This window comes from Burkholderia sp. D-99 (assembly GCF_011605345.1).
In the GTDB taxonomy this organism is placed as follows: domain Bacteria; phylum Pseudomonadota; class Gammaproteobacteria; order Burkholderiales; family Burkholderiaceae; genus Burkholderia.
On sequence record NZ_JAAOXM010000010.1, the window covers coordinates 134,100 to 147,362 of the forward strand.

A 13,263-nucleotide genomic window follows, 5' to 3' on the forward strand; every position below is an offset into this window, starting at 1 on the left:
ACCCCGCCCCCTCCTCTCCCTTTTTGCGGATATCTCCATGCGAACTCTTTTCTGGGAACTGGTCGCGGGCGTCACGGGCGTGCTCGCCATCGCCACCGTGATCGGCGCGATCCTCGGCGCGCGCAGCGGCGGCACGAGCGCGACCATCGTCAACCTGAACCAGCGCATCCGTGCGTGGTGGGCGATGATCGCGATCATGGTCATCGCGATCAGCCTCGGCAACAACATCACGTATCTCGTGTTCGCCGTGCTGTCCTACCTGACGCTGCGCGAATTCATCACGCTCACGCCGACGACCGCGAGCGACCACACGACGCTGTTCATCGCGTTCTTCGTCGCGATCCCCGTGCAGTACCTGCTGCTCGGGATCGACTGGTACGGGATGTATTCGATCTTCGTGCCCGTGCACCTGTTCTTCGCGATGTCGCTCGTGTCGGCGCTCACGCAGGACACGCGCGAATTCCTGAGCCGCAACGCGAAGATCAACTGGGCGCTGATGGTGTGCGTGTACGGGCTGAGCCACGCGCCGGCCGTGCTGATCCTCGACATTCCGCACTACACGGGGCAGAACGCGCTGCTGCTGTTCTTCTTCCTGTTCGTCGTGCAGGTCAGCGACGTGCTGCAGTATGTCGTCGGCAAACTGTTCGGGAAGCGCAAGATCGCACCGCAGCTGTCGCCGTCCAAGACGATCGAGGGTTTCGTCGGCGGCGGACTGCTCGCGACGCTGTGCGGCGCGTCGCTGTATCGCGTGACGCCGTTCAGTTTCGGCGCCGCGTTCGGGATCTCGCTCGCGATCGTGATCGCGGGCTTCGTCGGCGGCCTCGTGCTGTCGGCCGTCAAGCGCTCGCTCGGCACCAAGGACTGGGGTTCGATGATCGCGGGCCACGGCGGCATGCTCGATCGCGTCGACTCGATCTGCTTCGCCGCGCCGGTGTTCTTCCACCTCGTGCGGTATCTGTACGTGTGACGCGCGGGCGGCATCGCGCCGCCCGTTCCTTCGCGCGGACGATCAGTATCCTTCGCGCAATACCTTCGGCACGACGTAGCGGCCGCGCGCCGCGTCGAACTTCACCGTGTAGCGCGCGTGGAGGTCCTTGTCGCCGCGCGAGCCCGTTTCCGTGACGGTCAACGGATAGACGTCGCCGGTGCCGGTCGTGTCGGGCACGATCGTGAACGTCCGGCTCTCGCAATGCGGTTTCGCGTTCCCGCAATCGAGCGACCCCGTGTTGTCGAGCGCTTCGTTGATGCGCGGCGCCGCTTCGACGATCGCGTTGCCGACCGGCAGCCAGATCGACCGCATCGCCATCGTATAGCCCTGCAGCGTGACGCCGTCGCCGATCGTGAAGCCGAACAGGTGCGGGCCGTACCGCTCGATGTGCACCGTACCCGGCTCGCCGCGCTTGCCGGACGCGATATCCGTCTTCTTCACCACCGGTTCGAGCGTCTTGCCGTCCGCCGCGGGCTTCAGCACGTACAGGTCGACGGTGCCCGTCGTGCCTTCCGAATCCATCCCCGGCATTCCGTTCTGCATGGCCGCGTCGGTCTCGCCGCACACCGCGAGCAGATACCGCGGGCCGTCGGCGGTCGCGACACGCAGCGACCCGCACGGCGAATAGATGAAATCGCCCGCGTCCGACTGCCAGCCCTTGCGGTCCGCGCGCCAGTTGCCGTAGCCGTCGTGGAGAAACGTGCGCAGCAGGCGGTCGGCCGCGGCCGGCTCGACCGCGTGCGCCGCCGCGGGCAACACCGACGCCGGCACCGCGCACGCAACGGACAGCGCCAGACGTCGCAACAGGGGATGAACGGATGAAATCATGTCGGCGTCGATCGGGATGAAAAGCGGTGCAGGAAACGAACGACCGGCGGCATCACCGTGGCTGCGCGACCGGCTCGGGATCGAACGCCGCCAGCCCCGGCCACGCCGCCTGCCCCCACGCACCGTCACCCGGGGCGAGCCAGCGCTGCAGCGTGGCGTCGTCGAACGCCTTGCCGAACGGATCGGCGCGAAACCCGGCCACCCACTGCTTGCGGCCCGCGACGTATGCGCTACCGAAATCCGTCCAGCTGTCGAAACAATCCTGCGCGCGCTGCGCGTTGAGCAACAACACGCGCCATGCGGTGTCCGGCTCGGTCCAGCCCATCAGCATCGCCACGCGCGCGAGGAACGCCATCCGCGCACCGGCGAACGCGAGTGCCGCGCGCGGGTCGTCGGTCGGCTGCAGCGCATGCAGGTCGGCGCGAAACCACTGCGTCTCGAGCACGCGTGCCAGGTGCGCGCGCGCATCGTCGTCCGTCGCGTCGGTGCGCAACTCCATCTGGTGCAGCATCTGCGCGCGCAGGAACTTGCGCGACGTGTCGTTCAGGTGGCTCGTATCCGCATCGTCGAAACCCGCGAACCCCGTCGCTTCCACGTACGGATGCGCGAGCAGCAGCGCCCAGCGCTTGCGGGCGGACAAGGTCGAATGGCGCGCCCCGCGCCGGCGGAAGTAGCGGACGATACGCCACAGGACGAACAAGGCAACGATCAGTTTGAATATCATGGTCTTCGCCCTGTCATTCGCCGGCACTGGCGCCACGCGGCGCGTCGTAGCCGGGCCAGCGCACGTTCTCGGTTGCAAAGGCGGGCCGTGCGTCGTCCGGCGGTGTGGACGGCACCGCGGGCGCCAGCGTCGCGCGCACCGCGTAACGCACCGAACCGGCACGCGGCGGCCGCGCCTGCAACAGTTCGGGCTGCCGCGCGGCAACCAGCCACTCGACGGTCGGCGTCGGCTCGGCGAGCCGCCCGAACAATTGCGGATGGCGTGCGACGAGCCGTGCTTGCGACGCGGCATCCGCCACGTCCTCGATCCTGCACCACCCCGATGCCGTATGGACGACACCGAGCGCGATGCAGTCGGGCGGCGTGCGATCCGTCGTCCCCAGCGCATTCAGGCAGGCCAGCACGTCGTCGACATAGCGCTCGACCGGCGGCCGGTTCTGCTTGCCCTTGACCTGATCGACGTCGAGCCCCCCGTCGGCACGCACCGCGACACTGATCGTGATGTGCGGCTGGCCGCTCGCATCCCGGAAGCTCAGCAGCCGCAGCGTGCGCGCCTCGATCGCTTCCGCGTAGCGCCCGCCGTAGCCGCCCGCCAGCGCTTGCCGGTCGGCGAACTGGCCGAGGCAATGACGCATCACGTAACTCTCGAACGCCATTTCGGCGCGCAGCAGCGTACTGTCCGGCAGGAATTCGACGAAGCGCCCGTTCGCGGTTTCACACCACGTGCGCAGCGCATCGGGCTGGCTCTCGCGCCAGCCGCGCGCGATCCGGGTCGCCATCTCGGCATGCTCGCGCTCCCACATCGCGAGCGCCTGCGGGCAATTGACGCGGTCGAGCTTGCCCTCGAGCCCGGTCCCATTGCGCGATTCGAGAAACTCGACGAGCGTGGCTTCGAGCGCGAGGAGCTGCGGATCGCCCGGGTCGACCCAGACGACGGGTGCCTGCCTGCCGGCGTCGGCCTCGCCGATCGTCTTCGCGTCCGCACCGAAGCGCCGCGCGACCCACGCCGGCGGCGCGGCCTGGCCGAGTGCCTGCCGCGCATCGTCGAGCGACCCGATCGTGCGCGCGGGCTCGAAGTTCGCGACGACATGCCGATAGAAATGGTTGAGCAGCCACGCACACACCGCGTCGGCATCGCCTCGCGCGGTGCTGCGCGCAGCGATTGCCGCTTTCAGCGCATCGGCGTTCAACGCGTTGCGCGGCGCATAACCGACCTGCCGACCGACGGCCGTCATTGCCAGAACTTCCACCAGCGCTTGTTCGGCGCGGCCGTCGTCGGGCCCGATGCCGGAGGCGGCGCACCGGCCTCGTTGATCCGCCGCTCGATCTCGTCCACCTTCAGGTCGAGCGGTTCGGCGGCGTGCCGGTTGCCCGCGAGCACACGTTCGTAAAAATACTTCGCGTCCGGCTGGCGCCCCAGTTCGTACGCCGCGTTGCCGGCCCCGAGCAGCACGTCCAGATCGCGCGACGCGTCGGCCTGCGCACGTGCGGCGTCGTACAGCGCCGACGCCTGGTCCGGATGCGACTCCGCCATGTAGACCGCGAACAACAGGCGGGCCACCAGTGCCTCGCCGGGCAGGCTGCCGTCGAACTGGTTGTGCTCGCGCTGCCAGCCGACGAGGCGCTCGAGCCAGATCGGCAATTCGTTGCAGCGCTCGACACGGTACAGCGCGCGCACCACGTCGCGCACGTACCAGTTCGGCTCGTGCCGGCTGTAGCCGTATTCGGCGGCGTAGTGCCACAACTGCTCGGCGGCTTCGAGCATCTCGTCGTCCTTGCCCTGGCGGGCAAGCACATAACGAACCCCGTCGTAATGCTCGGCAAACGAACTCGCCGCAATCCCGTTGCGATGCAGGACCAGCGAGTCGTCGTAACGCTCGACGCCGCGATAGAGGATCGCGAGGTTGTTGCAGAGCATCGAATACAGGTGCGCACACGCATCGTAAGGATGCCCTTTGCCCGTCTCGAAGAAGCGCTCCATGCACGCGCGGCCCTGCTCGTAGGCGGCGATCCGCAGGCGCTCGAGATCGGCGCGCACCGCCGTCTGTTCCGCGGCCGGCAGCGCGTCGATCGCCTCCTCGGCCTTATCCTCGATCCAGCCCGCGAATGCGTAGCTCCACAAGCCGCTGCGCAGCGACGGCGGCGGCAGCTTCATCGTGGCGGCGACACCCAGCGCGCGAATGCGCGCCTCGGTCAGCGTGAACGCGGTGCGGTTGTCGTGCATCTCGCCTTCCTGCGCGGCCGCGAGCAGGCGCGCGGCCTGGGTCGTCGCGTCGATGCGGCCGGTTTCGCCGTCGTACACCGCCGCGAGCCGGGCGATCCACGGATGGCCGGGCGCGCGCCGCAGTGCGACCTCGCGCGCGGCGTCGGCGATCGCGTAGCGCAACGCGTCGCCCTCGAGCGAGCCGAGCGCGGCAAAGATCTCGCCATGCGCCGGCGAACGCGCGGCCAGCGCGTCAGGCCGTTCTGCGCCGAGTTCGACGAGCCGCTCGAGCGTCGGCTGGAAACCGGCCGCGCGCATCGCGCACAACGGCCACCAGACCGACGTGTCGGTCGGCTCGGCCAGGCGTGCATGGATGATCTGCCCCACCCGGTCGAGCATGCTGCTTTCGATCTGGTACACGTGGAAGAACGCCCGGCGCCCAGCTTCGTCGAAGCGGCCCGCCTCGAGCAGCCACGGCAGTTCGTATTCGATGAAATCGTCTGAGCCGCCCGACTCGAGGCTGTGGCTCGCCATCTCGCAACGGGCGAGCGCGCCCGCGAGATCGCCTTGCGCGTGCGCCGCCCGCGCGGCAAGCCGCGCCAGCCTCACCTCGGCTTCGCGGCGCGGCGGCAGCGCCCAGTCGGCAATGCGCGACTCGACGGCCTGGCGAATCGTGTCGTACTGCAGCGGTGCGATCTCGATCATCGCCCGGCCGATCCGCAGCCAGTCGTCGGCGTCGATGTCCTGGTCCGCGGCTGCCGACGCGATGGCAGCCACCGCGGCCTCGGCCGCCGCACGCGCGTCGTCGGCGCGGTCGAGACGCTGCAGTGCCCACGCACGCAGACATTGCCGGTTCGCCTCGTCCCATGCGCGAAACGTGGCCCGTTCGGCAATCGCGCCGTTCAGCGCATACCGCAGTTCGATCGCGTCGAGCGCGTGCTCCGCATGGTCGTATTCCAGCGTATCGAAAATGTCTGCGCGGACGAAGTGATCGGCATCGAGCGTCGGCGACGTGCGCACGATGTCGTGCATCTGGCCGATCGCGTGCGTGACGGCGTCGTTTTCGCCCAGGTGCCGGGCGACCCGCAGCCGGTAGAGCGCGAGTTGCATGCGGATATCGGCTCGCGCGTCGGGTGGCGCCGCGTCGTGCACGCCCGCGCCGTCGTCGTCGAGCACGGCGCGCGCGGCGGCCGGATCGCCGGCGTGCATCCACAGCGAATGCAGGCGCGCGATCGCGTCGAGCGAATCGGCACGCAACGGCTGGGCACGCAGCCTTGCCGCAAGGTCGCTCTCGCGGCTCGAATCGCTTTCTTCGAGATCGGCTTCGAGCCGGTTCATCAGCGTGTCGAGCGGCTGGCCCGTCAGGGTCATCGTTGTCATATCGATATGGGTGTTTGTAGTTGTATTGGCGCTGGGGGTCATCGACTCCCCCATCTCGGAATCGCGATAGCTTATCAGGAGACGGTGGCCGTGCGTGGCCTCGCCATTCGGGTCGAGCGGCGTTACGATCTCGTTCTTCATTCCCGGATCCGTTCGATGCGCACGGTGCGCCAGCGCGATGCGCATCGACCGGTCCTGCCCGCCCCGGAATACGCATGAACCTCACCTTGCAGGATGTCGCATGGCACCGTTCGGTCGGGCGGCTCATCGAGTCGCTCGACCAGCCGGGCTTCTGGCTGGCGCTGATCCGGCTGATCGAGGAATACGTCGCGGTCGACAGCTGGGTCGCGCTGACGTTCGGTGACGGCCGCCCGCAGGTGTTCGCCGAATGCCCGTACGAAGGCGGCGGCCCCGACCCGCTGTTCCGCGACTACGTGCAGGGGCTGTACCAGCTCGACCCGTTCTACATCGCGAACCGCGACGCGCCGAAGAGCGGCCTGTTCCGGCTATCTGACGTCGCGCCCGAATGCTTTCGCGATACCGAGTACTACACGCGCTATTTCACGCACAACGTCGTCGAGGACGAGGTGCAGTTCAACGTCGTGCTCGACGATGCGCGCACGCTGTGCCTGTCGCTCGGCAGCAAGCGGCGCTTCAGCCCCGGGCAGGTTGCACTGCTCGACCTGATCCGGCCGTGGGTGGCCGGGCTGATGCGGCAGCGGCTCGCGTTCGAGCCCGCGTCCGCGGAACATGCGCCGCCGCGCCGGCCCGGCGCGCACGACGGCTTCGAGCAGGCGATGGCGCGGCTCGGCACGCCGCTCACCGCGCGCGAACTCGACGTGATCCGGCTGATCCTGAGCGGCCGCTCGAACAAGGAAATCGCGAACAAGCTGTCGATTTCCGCCGAAACGGTCAAGGTGCATCGCCGCAACCTCTACGGGAAGCTCGCGATCAATTCGCAATCGGAGCTGTTTTCACTGTTCCTGAAGGCGCAGACCGACGGATAGTGCGCGACGCACGTTCCGCCGGCGCGCGCTCGGCCCTGTGTGCCGCGTTCCGGCCGCCGTCGGCGGCCGCGGCCGGGTCACGCCGATGCCGTCGCGGCCCGGTGCGAACCCGCGAGCTTGAATTCGCCGACCGTCTGCGCGAGCTGCGCCGCCTGCTCGCGCAACAGCGCAGCGGCCGCGGCCGATTCCTCGACGAGGGCCGCGTTCTGCTGCGTGGAGTGATCGAGCTGCGACACGGCCTGGTTCACCTGCGCGAGCCCGGTGCTCTGCTCGTTCGCCGCGACCGTCATTTCCGCGATCACGCTGGTGATGCCGCGCACGCCCTCGACGATCTCGTCCATCGTCGCGCCGGCCGTCTGCACGAGCCCCGAACCGCCTTCGATCTTCTCGACGGACGACTGGATCAGCTGCTTGATTTCCCGGGCGGCCACCGCGCTGCGTTGCGCGAGCGTGCGCACCTCGCCCGCGACGACCGCGAAGCCGCGCCCGTGCTCGTGCGCGCGCGCCGCCTCGACGGCCGCATTCAGCGCGAGGATGTTGGTCTGGAACGCGATGCCGTCGATCACGCCGATGATGTTCGAGATCTCGGCCGACGCCTTCGTGATCTCGCCCATCGTCGCGACCACTTCGCTCACCACCGCGCCGCCGCGCACGGCAACGCCCGACGCCGATTCCGCCAGCCGGCTCACCTGCGTGGCCGAATCGGCCGAGTTGCGCGCCGTGCCGGCGATCTCCTCGAGCGCCGCCGCCGTCTCCTGCAGGCTCGATGCCGCATGTTCGGTGCGGCTCGACAGATCCTGGTTACCCTGCGCGATCTCCGCGCTCGCCACGCTCACGGATTCGCTGAATCCGCGTATCTGCAGCAGGATCGCGCTGATCTTTTCGGCGAACAGGTTGAAGGCGCGCGCGATCTGCGCGGCCTCGTCGCCGCCGTCGGCCGGCAGCCGCTTCGTCAGGTCGCCGCTCCCGCTCGCGACGTCGGTCAGCGCGTCGCGCACGAGCAGCACGCGCTTGAATGCCGCGTTCGTCAGCGCGCCGACGAGCGCTGCCGCGATGCAGGCGACGACGAGGATCGCAATGAGCGTCGTCGTCGCGACGGCCCGCATGCCGGCCGTCACGTCCGACCGGTCGAGCGCGATGACGAGCGACCAGTCCGTCCCGGCGATCGGGCGCGCGCGGAGCAGCTTGGTCACGCCGTCCACGTCGATCGCCACCGGTTCGGTCACCGTCTGCAGGCTGGCGAGCCGCTCCGGCGTCAGTTCGGGCGACAGCTCGGCGGCCGGCTTCATGATCAGATCGGTCTTCGCGCCCGCGATCAGGCGCCCGCCCTTGTCAACGAGGAACGCGAAGCTAGACGGCGTCGGGTGCATCGATGCGACGATCGCGCTCGCGCGCTCCATGTAGAGGCTCGCCGCGAGCACGCCCTTCAGCGTGCCGCCGCGTACGATCGGTGCGGCGAACGCGAAGGCGGGCTTGCCGGTCGATGCGTCGCGGTACAACGCCGTGACGACGAGCCGGCCGGCCTCGACCGCCTGCTTGAACCACGGGCGCGCGGTCGGATCGTAGCCGGCCGCGAGCGGGACGTTCGAGTACGCCGTGCGATCCGGCAAGCCGAGCGTGAGCACCTGGAAACCGCCCGATTTGCCGAGCAGCGTCAGCGCCGGCAGCGGGTCGCCTTCGCCCGGCGCCAGCGTGTCGGCGAGCGCCTGGGTCTGCTGCGCGCGGCTCGCGACCCACTCGTCGAGCGCGAGCGCGTGGCCGGTCAGGACGGACTGCAGGTTCTGGTCGATGGTCGTGTCGTTGTGTTGCTTGACGACGTAGTACACAAGGCCGCCCGTCACGGCCAAAGCCGTGACCACGATGGCGACGCAGGTCGCCAGAATCCGGGCGCGAATCGATGACAGCATGATGACAGTGGTCTCCGGTTGCCGCGTTGTTCTCGATGGGTCAAATGGGCACTCAACCGTCCTTAACGACCACCCGCGACGCAACTTGAGGTTCGACTGGTCAGACCGCCCAAAAAAAGTGGCGAACCCATGCCGGCGACGGCACGCGAGATGGATACCCCCGACGGGTTAACACGCCGGCGGGATGGGAAAACCGGCGGTTCGGCGCATACTCGGGCGTTCCGACATCCATCGTTGCGGAGCCGGCCGCGCCGGTCCCGCCTACCGAAACCGCCCATGAAACTGAAGCTCGACATCGTCCAGCTCGCCGGTCGCGACGGCGACACACCCTACAACCTGCAGCGCACGCTCGACGCGATCGCGACCTGCGCACCGGGCACCGACATCGTGATGTTCCCGGAAGCGCAGCTCACCGGCTTCCTCGATCCGTCGAATCTCGCCGAATGCGCCGAGCCGCTCGATGGCCCGAGCGTCGGCGCGGTCATCGCGGCCGCACGCGCGCGTGACGTTGCCGTCGTGGTCGGGCTGATCGAGAACGACAGCGGCCGCTTCTACAACACTACCGTGTTCGTCACGCCGGGCGGCATCGCGCTGCGCTATCGCAAGACGCATCTGTGGGTGAGCGAGCACGGCGTCGTGCTGCCCGGCGACCGTTACGCGACGATCGAATGGCACGGCGTGCGGATCGGCCTGCTGATCTGCTACGACAACGAATTCCCCGAAACCGGCCGCGCGCTCGCCGAACTCGGCGCCGAGCTGATCCTCATCACCGACGGCAACATGGAGCCGTACCGCCCGGTCCACCGCACGTCGGCAACGGCGCGGGCGATGGAGAACCAGGTGTTCGCGGTGGTCGCCAACCGCGTCGGCGGCAGCACGCACGATGTCGTATTCGCGGGCGGCAGCCTCGCGGCCGATCCGTTCGGCAACCTGATCTTCGAGGCCGGCAACACCGAATCGCGTCACGCGGTCGAACTCGATTTCGACCAGCTCGCCGTGTCGCGCGCGGTCTACGACTATCGCAGGGATCGGCGCCTGCACCTCGCCGGCGAACGTATCGAGCACGCCAACGGCCTTCGCGAACTGCTGATTCCGTAAGCGCTCGCCCGCCCGGCGCGGCGCCCTCCGTCACGCCGGGTCGGGCACCTCGATCGCCAGCAGCGCCGAACTGACCGACTTGCCGTGTGCGTCGAGCGCGAGCGAGCGCGTGACGCCGCCGCCGAGCGCATCGCGCAGCACGAAATTGAATGCACCGAGCGCCGGCAGTTCGTAACGCACGACGTCGCCGTGCACGATGCCCGCGAGCCACGCCTTCACCGCGTCGGCATCGAGGTACATGCGCAGATGATCGTAATGGCGCGGATCGCGGCAAATCACCGATACGTTCAGCGTATTGCCCTTGTCGCCGGTGCGCGCATGCGCGAGTTCACGCAGTTGCATCATGCCTCCACGAATGAAAACGACGGCGTCACGGCCGCGCGCGGCAACAGCACCGACTGCACGGCGATCACCTCGCGCGTCGACTTGAACGCGCCGCCGCCGCCGGCCGGCCCGTTCGTATAGAGCGTCTCGACTTCATTGCCGATCCGCGCCGCTTCGGCGGCGCTCGCCGCGCGGCCGGCCACCCGCACACGCACCTCGGCCGGCTCGCCGCGCACGGCCGGCGTCGCGTCGCCATACAGCGCATCGACGCCGATCAGGTCGAAGCGCAATTCGGTCGCGGCGACGCCGGTCAATGCCAGCCGCTCGCGGACGATCTCGAGCGCAAGGCGCGCGCGTTCAAGCGCGCCCGGGCCACCGTACGAGATCTGGCCTTCGCCGATCCAGCCGTCGACGTAAGCCACCGACACCTTCAGCGTGTCGGGCCGCGCCGTGCCACGCCCGCCCGTCACGCGCACGCGGTCCGGCGCCTCCTCGGCAACGGTGACTCGCGTGAAATCCGCGACGACGTCGGGCTGCAGGTAACGCGCCGGATCGTGGATCTCGTAGAGCAGCTGTTCCTTGCAGGTCGCCGCGCTCACGCGGCCGCCCGCGTGCGGCACCTTCGTGATCACGACCGAGCCATCGGCCGCGACTTCGCCGATCGGGAAGCCGAGCCGCGCGAGGTTCGGCACGTCCTTGTAGCCGGGGTCGGCGAAATAGCCGCCCGTCACCTGCCCCGCGCATTCGAGCAGGTGGCCGACGACCGTCGCAGCCCCGAGCGTGTCCCAGTCGTCCATCCGCCAGCCGAACGCGTGGATCAGCGGCGCGGCGAACAGCGACGGATCGGCGACACGCCCGGTCAGCACGACGTCCGCACCGGCCGCAAGCGCGTCGACGATCGGTGCGGCGCCGAGGTACGCGTTCGCGGACACGATGCGGTCGCGATACGCGGCGACGTCGTCGCCCGATTCCTCGAAGCGGAACGCGCCGCTCAGCACCACGTCGAGCACGTCGTCGCCTTCGACCGCCGCGACTTTCAGCCCCGCGATACCGAGCGACTGCGCGATCTGCGCGGTGCGCCGCGCGGCAGCACGCGGATTCGCCGCGCCCATGTTCGACACGATGCGCACGCGTTTCGCCGCCGCGACCGGCAGCACGGCGCGCATCCGCGCGTCGAGCAGCGGGTCGTAGCCGAGTGCCGGATCGTTGCGCCGTGCCTGCTGCGCGATCGCGATCGTGCGCTCGGCCAGGCATTCGAAGACGAGATAGTCCAACTGCCCGTGTTCGGCCAGTTCGACCGCGGGCTCGATGCGGTCGCCCGAGTAGCCGGCACCCGCGCCGATGCGCACGCGCCGTTCAGGTTGCTTTGCTGTCATGTCCATACCGTCGTTTGGCGGGTGCGCCGCCGGGAAAAGTCAAAAGATGCCCAGCACGACGCACGCGATCGTCATGACGATCGAGGCGCCGAACAGCAGCGGGAACGTGAATTTCTGGTGCTCGGCCAGCTCGATGCCGCACAGGCCGACCACGAGGAACGTCGCGGGCGTCAGCGGGCTGACCGGGAACCCGGTCGTCATCTGGCCGAGCAGCGCGGCCTGCCCGACCTGCCCGACCTGCACGGCCGGCACGCCAAGCTGGCCGGCCACTTCCGCGATCACGGGCAGCACGCCGAAGTAGAACGAATCGGGATCGAACAGCATGCTGAGCGGCATCGACGCGAAGCCGAGCACGACCGGGATGTGGCCGGCCATCGACGGCGGCACGAAGCCGACCGCCGCCTGCGCCATCGCCTTCAGCATGCCGCTGCCCTGCATGATCCCCGTGAACACGCCGGCCGCGAGCAGGATGCCGGCCATCATCAGCGCCGCGCGCGCATGCGCGTCGATGCGCTTTCGCTGCATGTCGACGTCCGGGTAGTTCACCATCAACGCGATGCACAGCCCGACCATGAACATGATCGCGGGCGGGATCTTCTCGCCCATCACGACCATCGTGCCGAGCACGACGAGCGTCAGCACGAGGTTGAACCAGAACAGGTGCGGCCGGCGCAGCGCCTGCTCGTCGGGTGTCAGCTCGCGCTTGGGCAGCGGGATGGACGCATCGTCGCGCGACAGGCCGAGCCGCTTCTCCTCGCGCCGCCCGAGCCAGTACGCGACGCCGAACACGAACACCAGGCCGATCGCCTGCACCGGAATCAGCGGGTTGAACAGCGCCGACACCGGCAGGTGCAGCGACGCCGACGCGCGGATCATCGGCCCCGTCCACGGCAGGAAGTTGATGCCCGCGGCCATCGACACCGCGGCAGCCAGCACGCGCCGGTCCATCTTCAGCCGGTCGTACAGCGGCAGCACGGCCGGAATCGTCACGAGAAAGCACACGGCGCCCGAGCCGTCGAGGTGGATCAGCAGCGCGAGCAGCGTCGTGCCCATCACGATGCGCGTCGGCCGCGTGCCGACCGCGCGCAGGATGCGGTCGATGATCGGGTCGAGCGTGCCGGCGTCGGTGATCGTGCCGAAATAGAGGATCGCGAACACGAACATCCCGACCACGGGCGCGAGCCCCTTCAGCCCGTCAATGACGAACTTGCTGGTGTGCAGCCCGAAGCCGCCGATCAGCGAGGCGGCGATCGGCACGATGATCAGCGCGACGAGCGGCGACATCCGCTTCGACAGAATCGCGGCCAGCAGCACGACGATCGTGCCAAGCCCGAGTAACGGCAGCATCCGTGTCTCCTACCTTGTCTTTTGTTGGAGACGAGCGTAAGGTCGGCGCAGCGATAGCACAATTGAAATGATTTGATCGCAG

The 13,263-nt window shown here is 68.7% G+C and carries 11 protein-coding genes; 3 read left to right on the top strand and 8 right to left on the bottom strand.

The window, feature by feature from the left end; genetic code table 11:
* Positions 1-37: 37 nt before the first annotated feature.
* Entirely contained in the window at positions 38-967 is a 930-nt protein-coding gene (locus HAV18_RS28920) for a phosphatidate cytidylyltransferase (RefSeq protein ID WP_166962974.1), read from the top strand.
* A 42-nt stretch (positions 968-1,009) separates the two neighbouring features.
* Here HAV18_RS28920 and HAV18_RS28925 read toward each other — a convergent pair whose 3' ends face one another.
* From HAV18_RS28925 to HAV18_RS28940, 4 genes are read right to left on the bottom strand one after another with little or no spacing between them, the layout of a single operon-like run.
* Positions 1,010-1,816 carry a topoisomerase IV gene (locus tag HAV18_RS28925; RefSeq protein WP_166962976.1) on the bottom strand — a complete coding sequence of 269 codons (807 nt, stop codon included), beginning with the start codon at positions 1,814-1,816 and terminating at the stop codon, positions 1,010-1,012.
* Positions 1,817-1,868: 52 nt separating this feature from the next.
* Positions 1,869-2,540 (bottom strand): DUF1266 domain-containing protein, encoded by a 672-nt coding sequence (locus HAV18_RS28930; RefSeq protein ID WP_208102165.1) that lies wholly within the window; start codon positions 2,538-2,540, stop codon positions 1,869-1,871.
* 13 nt (positions 2,541-2,553) lie between these two features.
* Complete coding sequence (locus tag HAV18_RS28935) at positions 2,554-3,774, bottom strand: hypothetical protein (RefSeq protein WP_208102166.1); 1,221 nt, start codon at positions 3,772-3,774, stop codon at positions 2,554-2,556.
* On the bottom strand, positions 3,771-6,122 hold the full coding sequence (locus HAV18_RS28940; protein ID WP_166962978.1) for a hypothetical protein: 2,352 nt from the start codon (positions 6,120-6,122) through the stop codon (positions 3,771-3,773). The genes HAV18_RS28935 and HAV18_RS28940 overlap by 4 nt, the downstream gene beginning before the upstream one ends.
* A gap of 215 nt (positions 6,123-6,337) precedes the next feature.
* On the opposite strand from HAV18_RS28940, the gene HAV18_RS28945 reads away from it, so the two are divergent.
* Entirely contained in the window at positions 6,338-7,129 is a 792-nt protein-coding gene (locus tag HAV18_RS28945) for a response regulator transcription factor (protein ID WP_166962980.1), read from the top strand.
* A 77-nt stretch (positions 7,130-7,206) separates the two neighbouring features.
* Here HAV18_RS28945 and HAV18_RS28950 read toward each other — a convergent pair whose 3' ends face one another.
* The gene (locus HAV18_RS28950; RefSeq protein ID WP_166962982.1) at positions 7,207-9,036 is read right to left on the bottom strand and encodes a methyl-accepting chemotaxis protein; all 1,830 of its coding nucleotides are present in this window, start codon (positions 9,034-9,036) and stop codon (positions 7,207-7,209) included.
* A gap of 276 nt (positions 9,037-9,312) precedes the next feature.
* Here HAV18_RS28950 and HAV18_RS28955 point away from each other — a divergent pair, with 276 nt between their 5' ends.
* On the top strand, positions 9,313-10,134 hold the full coding sequence (locus tag HAV18_RS28955) for a nitrilase-related carbon-nitrogen hydrolase (protein WP_166962984.1): 822 nt from the start codon (positions 9,313-9,315) through the stop codon (positions 10,132-10,134).
* 30 nt (positions 10,135-10,164) lie between these two features.
* Here the strand turns inward: HAV18_RS28955 and HAV18_RS28960 are convergent, their stop codons facing one another.
* Genes HAV18_RS28960 through HAV18_RS28970 form a run of 3 tightly spaced genes read right to left on the bottom strand, consistent with a single transcriptional unit; the run spans position 10,165 to position 13,181 of the window.
* Entirely contained in the window at positions 10,165-10,476 is a 312-nt protein-coding gene (locus HAV18_RS28960; RefSeq protein ID WP_166962986.1) for a hypothetical protein, read from the bottom strand.
* A complete protein-coding gene (locus HAV18_RS28965; RefSeq protein ID WP_166962988.1) occupies positions 10,476-11,834 on the bottom strand; it encodes an acyclic terpene utilization AtuA family protein in 1,359 nt (452 codons plus the stop codon). The genes HAV18_RS28960 and HAV18_RS28965 overlap by 1 nt, the downstream gene beginning before the upstream one ends.
* A gap of 39 nt (positions 11,835-11,873) precedes the next feature.
* Positions 11,874-13,181, bottom strand: a complete 1,308-nt coding sequence (locus HAV18_RS28970; RefSeq protein ID WP_166962990.1) for a CitMHS family transporter — start codon at positions 13,179-13,181, stop codon at positions 11,874-11,876.
* Positions 13,182-13,263 lie beyond the last annotated feature (82 nt).

What these genes read in the sequence shown, in the direction of transcription:
- HAV18_RS28930 (WP_208102165.1), bottom strand. Translation starts at nt 2,540, where the DNA reads ATGATATTCAAACTGATCGTTGCCTTGTTCGTCCTGTGGCGTATCGTC.
- HAV18_RS28945 (WP_166962980.1), top strand. Translation starts at nt 6,338, where the DNA reads ATGAACCTCACCTTGCAGGATGTCGCATGGCACCGTTCGGTCGGGCGG.
- HAV18_RS28965 (WP_166962988.1), bottom strand. Translation starts at nt 11,834, where the DNA reads ATGACAGCAAAGCAACCTGAACGGCGCGTGCGCATCGGCGCGGGTGCC.
- HAV18_RS28920 (WP_166962974.1), top strand. Translation starts at nt 38, where the DNA reads ATGCGAACTCTTTTCTGGGAACTGGTCGCGGGCGTCACGGGCGTGCTC.
- HAV18_RS28950 (WP_166962982.1), bottom strand. Translation starts at nt 9,036, where the DNA reads ATGCTGTCATCGATTCGCGCCCGGATTCTGGCGACCTGCGTCGCCATC.
- HAV18_RS28935 (WP_208102166.1), bottom strand. Translation starts at nt 3,774, where the DNA reads ATGACGGCCGTCGGTCGGCAGGTCGGTTATGCGCCGCGCAACGCGTTG.
- HAV18_RS28960 (WP_166962986.1), bottom strand. Translation starts at nt 10,476, where the DNA reads ATGCAACTGCGTGAACTCGCGCATGCGCGCACCGGCGACAAGGGCAAT.
- HAV18_RS28925 (WP_166962976.1), bottom strand. Translation starts at nt 1,816, where the DNA reads ATGATTTCATCCGTTCATCCCCTGTTGCGACGTCTGGCGCTGTCCGTT.
- HAV18_RS28970 (WP_166962990.1), bottom strand. Translation starts at nt 13,181, where the DNA reads ATGCTGCCGTTACTCGGGCTTGGCACGATCGTCGTGCTGCTGGCCGCG.
- HAV18_RS28940 (WP_166962978.1), bottom strand. Translation starts at nt 6,122, where the DNA reads ATGACAACGATGACCCTGACGGGCCAGCCGCTCGACACGCTGATGAAC.
- HAV18_RS28955 (WP_166962984.1), top strand. Translation starts at nt 9,313, where the DNA reads ATGAAACTGAAGCTCGACATCGTCCAGCTCGCCGGTCGCGACGGCGAC.